The sequence below is a fragment of the Rhizobium giardinii bv. giardinii H152 genome (assembly GCF_000379605.1).
GTDB lineage: Bacteria > Pseudomonadota > Alphaproteobacteria > Rhizobiales > Rhizobiaceae > Pararhizobium > Pararhizobium giardinii.
Genome location: NZ_KB902587.1, coordinates 1 through 1,433, shown reverse-complemented (window position 1 = coordinate 1,433; position 1,433 = coordinate 1). Strand labels below are relative to the sequence as shown.

Annotated in this window: 2 protein-coding genes; both read left to right on the top strand. The window is 53.3% G+C overall.

Features of this window, described 5'->3' with window-relative positions; all coding sequences use genetic code 11:
- Positions 1–404: hydantoinase B/oxoprolinase family protein (locus A3AY_RS34695; RefSeq protein ID WP_040668308.1), on the top strand; the 404-nt coding region annotated here is incomplete at its 5' end.
- A 645-nt stretch (positions 405–1,049) separates the two neighbouring features.
- On the top strand, positions 1,050–1,433 hold a 384-nt coding region (locus A3AY_RS34690; protein WP_210163009.1), incomplete at its 3' end, for an MCP four helix bundle domain-containing protein.

Genomic DNA, 1,433 nt, shown 5'->3' with positions numbered 1-1,433 from the left:
CAGAAATCGAATTCGGGATCAAATCAGATGCGATGACGGTGATGTACCCTGGCGATGGTCAGGAAGAACCACCAAAGGGCGTGCGGGGGGGCCTCGATGGTGTCCGCGCAGAACGCTTCGTTGTCCGCAAGAGCGGTGAAAGCACCAAGCTGCCCAATGCCGCTCGCATCGAGCTGGCTCAAGGTGATGTCGTTCGCGGGATCGATTGCTCTGGCGGCGGTTACGGTTCGCCGCTGGAACGTGATCCGGAGCGCGTGCTGAACGATGTCCTCGAAAAATACGAGACCGAGGGGAGAGCTGCCGACGTCTATGGGGTCATCTTCGACAGCTATCCCGTCCGCGATAGTTCCAAAGTTGATGCGAAGGCCACTGTCGAGAAACGACGTGCTCTGGCGACCATCTGAGAACAACCTTCATCACTTCCCTGGCCCGCACACTAAGCGGCGGGCCTACTTCGCCGCGCCTTCGGGCGCGGCTTTTTCCATAGCCGAGAGGTAACGATGCATTGTTCAAGCAAAAATACTCAGATTGGAAAAGACGCGCCACTCAGTGAAGACAGAGCGCCTGATGGACTGAGTGGTAATTATGGTCCAATTGGAATTAAGGCTGTGGCGGCCGCCTGTGTGGGTAGAAAAGCTACCAAGCCGGGCGGGGAGATCAAAAAGCTTACTGCGCAGCAACTGTGGTCGCTTGATGATCGCGCGGATCATCAGGATTAACGCTTCAGTTTACCCTCCGCCGTCCGAAATGCTCCGCTGATACTCATCCGACCATCTGGTATGAGCCGTGGTCATCTAAGCACACCAGGTCCTGGGACACGATCGTCGTCGAATACTATGTAATGCGTTTTTGGTTGAATCCTCTACCTTTAGCCGATTCCGCCTAGGACAAGCTGGACCGCCTCATGGCAAAAAAGCTAGCGCTTCGATGTAGCGTGGTTGGTATAATCACCGGTGAAATCCACGTTGCTGAGATCTTAGAGAATTATTAAGTAAAAATCTCTCTTTTCTTCCAAAGAATAACGCCTATTTTGGGGAACTATGATGAGAATGAAAATATCCCATGTAATAATCGGGTTCTTTGCGCTGGTAGGCATCCTATCAGCGCTAATGTCCGCGACATCTCTCTACGGGTTGACCGTCACCAAGTCGAAAGCGGATGAGGTCAACAAGTATTGGCTGCCCAGCGTCAATTCAGTGAGGGCACTAGAGAGCGCCGTTCTAAAGACGCAGCTTTCCTACGCCAGTCATCTTCAAGCAGTCTCACCAGACGAAAAGAAGTTCGTCGAGACCGATATATCAAAGGCTATCGCCAACTTCGATGCTATGCTGCAGTCGATCCGTGCCGGGGGCGTCAACGAGTCCATGAAAAGCCAGCTTTCCTTGGTGGCTGAGGGATGGACGCGTGTGAACGACGTTGGCAATCGCCTCACC